Consider the following 3,075-nt stretch of genomic DNA (forward strand, 5'->3'; position numbering starts at 1 on the left):
TTTATTAGTACTTTTATTTTAAATTGATATTGATGTTTATTTATTGGTTTTGTTGGTCATTTATTAGTTGATTTATCATTATGAGGTTTTACGCTAGGATCATTATGTTGAAATTTAGGAACTGGTTTATTAGCAATTTTATTAAGGATTATTTATTTAATAAAATGTCATAATTTCTGAAAAATTATCCTACTATTATTAATAAATTTAATAATTTATTTTCCAATTGATTTTATACTTTTATTTTAAATTGATATTGATGTTTATTTATTGGTTTTGTTGGTCATTTATTAGTTGATTTATCATTATGAGGTTTTACGCTAGGATCATTATGTTGAAATTTAGGAACTGGTTTATTAGCAATTTTATTAAGGATTATTTATTTAATAAAATGTCATAATTTCTGAAAAATTATCCTACTATTATTAATAAATTTAATAATTTATTTTCCAATTGATTTTATACTTTTTTGATTAAATCTCGGAATTTTAAATATAGAACAAATAATAATCGGAGTTTTAATTGTAAACACAATATGCTTACCAACTTTTTATTTATTAAGTATCAAAATAATAAAAAAAATTAACCAAAGAAATTTTTAAGGAGGTAAAGATGAAAAAGTTAAATAAAAAAATTATCAACAAAATAAATGAATTAATGCTTAGAAGTTATCCAGTTTCAAAAGATCAAATTACTGATGAACATTGAGCATTAGGTAAACAAAATTAGGAGGAATTAAATTATGACTAAAAAATACTTATTAATTATTAAAAATGAATATTTATCTACTTATGCTTATTACACACTAGAAGAAGCAAAAGTGCGAGAAAAAATTGAAAATAATAATTATGGCTTATCAACGGCAATTATTGATTTAAAAGATATTGAATGAAAAAGGTAAATAATATGAAAAAATATGTTGCTAAAAAAGATATTGATAATTATTTAGATAAAAAATTAGAAGAAGCAAAATTTAAAACCAGTCAAACTGACATTGATACTATTTGAGAAAAAAGTGACGAAGATATTAAAAAAGCAATAGATGAAGTTGTAAATAATCCATTGTGAAATCAACTATTTAAGAATTTATCAAAAATGTAAAAAATGTGAATTACGAAAAAGAATAAATGAAATTTGTAAAGAGCATAAATAATATGTGAAAAGATGAAGATGGCAAAGTTTATACAGAAGAAGATTTATTTAATGAAGCATTAGAAGAATGTCATTCAGAAGAAAGTGCTTATGACTATATTGAAAAATTAATTATGGAAAAGAATTTGGAGGAAATTTAATATGACAAAAGAAGAATTTAATACAAAATATAAAGATAAATTTAGAATTAATGATTATTGTGATTTAGAACAATGAATTGAATGTGATTGTGATCATTGTCAAGAATGTAAATATTCTAAATCAAAACAATGGTCAATAGTTATCAATATAGAGGGTGAATTTGAAATGATATGTAATTATGTAAAATATCTCAAAAATAATTTTTCTTATTTGAATTGTCATACATGTGGGGAGGAATTATAAAATGAAAAAATTACAAGATATGATTAAAGATTTGACAGGAGTTAGTGTTGAACAAAATCAAATAAATAATTATTTAGAACATGAAGCATTAGATTTACAAGGTGCTGATTTACAAGGTGCTGATTTACAAGGAGCTAAATTACAAGGTACTAAGTTAACTGGTGCTTATTTAGAAGATGCTGATTTAAGTGGTGCTAAGTTGCAATTTGCTAATTTAAAGGGTGTTGACTTACAATTTGCTGATTTACAAGATGCTAAGTTACAAAGTGTTAATTTACGAAATGCTAATTTAGAAAAAGCAAATTTAGAAGAAGCTAACTTATACAATGCAAATTTAGAAGAAACTAACTTATACAATGCTGATTTGACTAGTGCTTATTTACAAAAAGCAAACTTACAAGGTGCTCACTTAAAGGGTATAAAAATTACTAAAAAACAATTAGACCAATTAACTGTTATTGAGGAGGAATTATAAAATGAAAACATTACAAGCTTTAATTAAAGATTTAACAGGAATTGATGTTGAACAAAATCAAATCAGTAAATATTTAGAAAGTGAAACATTAGATTTACGAGGTGCTGATTTAAATAGTGCTAATTTAACTTATGCTAATTTACGATGGGCTAAATTACAAGATGCTATTTTAATAGGTGCTGATTTACGATGTGCTAAATTAGAGGGTGCTGATTTACAAGGTACTTATTTAATAGGTGTGAATTTACAAGATGCTGATTTACGATGTGCTGATTTAAGAGATGCTGATTTACGATGGGCTGATTTACGATGGGCTGATTTAAAAGATATTAAAATAACACAACAACAATTAGACCAATTAATTGTTATTGAGGAGGATGAATAATGGGAAAAAGAAAATATTGTGAAGATTGTCAAGAAGACGGATTTAATATTCCTTATGATGGTTATTATTGGTCTTTTTCAGATGAAAGATATACACAAAAAGAAATTGATTTTATTGTTAGCGAATGTTCTGCTAGAGAATTAAGACAAAATTTTAAAGCTAAATTGCATTATGTATGTGCTAATTGCCTTATTTCATATTGCTAGTGAGGAGGATGAATAATGGATATAACAGAATTAATTGATGTACTTAATAGCCGCATTCATTCAATTAAATGAGAAATTGATGCACTTAATAGCAAAATACGAACACTTAAAGCAGAAAATAAAGCACTTAAAGAACAATTAGCCCAATTAACTGTTATTGAGGAGGATGAATAATTATGAAATGTCCACATTCAAATTGTAAAGAAAAAGTAGAATACAAAATTGATAAAAAAGATTTTGATAATAGAATTTTAAGAACATATGCTTGTGAAAAACATTATCAAAATATAGTTAATAATTATAAAAATTAAGGAGGATGAATAATGAATATAACAGAATCAATTAAATTTAACAAACTAAAAGAAGAAAATGAAGCACTTAAAGCACAATTAGAATGAATGGCACATTATTTTAATCAAAATTTAGATAAAGAATTTGAATTAAAACAACAAATATTATATAAAGAAGATTTT

Annotated in this window: 10 protein-coding genes; all 10 read left to right on the forward strand. The window is 24.0% G+C overall.

Annotation, left to right across the window (positions count from 1 at the left end):
• A partial coding sequence (locus tag C6B38_RS09565) for a hypothetical protein (RefSeq protein WP_162475791.1) occupies positions 1-249 on the forward strand: 249 nt, incomplete at its 5' end.
• A gap of 493 nt (positions 250-742) precedes the next feature.
• Entirely contained in the window at positions 743-901 is a 159-nt protein-coding gene (locus C6B38_RS09570; protein WP_162475792.1) for a hypothetical protein, read from the forward strand.
• A 5-nt stretch (positions 902-906) separates the two neighbouring features.
• Positions 907-1,101 carry a hypothetical protein gene (locus tag C6B38_RS01605; protein ID WP_071937505.1) on the forward strand — a complete coding sequence of 65 codons (195 nt, stop codon included), beginning with the start codon at positions 907-909 and terminating at the stop codon, positions 1,099-1,101.
• Between the two features lie 53 nt (positions 1,102-1,154).
• On the forward strand, positions 1,155-1,292 hold the full coding sequence (locus C6B38_RS09575) for a hypothetical protein (protein WP_162475793.1): 138 nt from the start codon (positions 1,155-1,157) through the stop codon (positions 1,290-1,292).
• 1 nt (position 1,293) lies between these two features.
• Positions 1,294-1,536 carry a hypothetical protein gene (locus C6B38_RS01610; protein ID WP_105298401.1) on the forward strand — a complete coding sequence of 81 codons (243 nt, stop codon included), beginning with the start codon at positions 1,294-1,296 and terminating at the stop codon, positions 1,534-1,536.
• Between the two features lies 1 nt (position 1,537).
• Entirely contained in the window at positions 1,538-2,011 is a 474-nt protein-coding gene (locus C6B38_RS01615; protein ID WP_105298402.1) for a pentapeptide repeat-containing protein, read from the forward strand.
• A gap of 1 nt (position 2,012) precedes the next feature.
• Positions 2,013-2,396 carry a pentapeptide repeat-containing protein gene (locus tag C6B38_RS01620; protein ID WP_105298403.1) on the forward strand — a complete coding sequence of 128 codons (384 nt, stop codon included), beginning with the start codon at positions 2,013-2,015 and terminating at the stop codon, positions 2,394-2,396.
• Positions 2,396-2,602 (forward strand): hypothetical protein, encoded by a 207-nt coding sequence (locus tag C6B38_RS01625; protein ID WP_105298404.1) that lies wholly within the window; start codon positions 2,396-2,398, stop codon positions 2,600-2,602. Before C6B38_RS01620 ends, C6B38_RS01625 begins: the two co-directional genes overlap by 1 nt.
• A 15-nt stretch (positions 2,603-2,617) precedes the next feature.
• The gene (locus tag C6B38_RS09580; protein WP_162475794.1) at positions 2,618-2,776 is read left to right on the forward strand and encodes a hypothetical protein; all 159 of its coding nucleotides are present in this window, start codon (positions 2,618-2,620) and stop codon (positions 2,774-2,776) included.
• A 2-nt stretch (positions 2,777-2,778) separates the two neighbouring features.
• Complete coding sequence (locus C6B38_RS11805; RefSeq protein WP_255401050.1) at positions 2,779-2,913, forward strand: hypothetical protein; 135 nt, start codon at positions 2,779-2,781, stop codon at positions 2,911-2,913.
• Positions 2,914-3,075 lie beyond the last annotated feature (162 nt).

This window comes from Spiroplasma sp. ChiS, from assembly GCF_002968355.1.
Taxonomy (GTDB): domain Bacteria; phylum Bacillota_I; class Bacilli_A; order Mycoplasmatales; family Mycoplasmataceae; genus Spiroplasma; species Spiroplasma citri.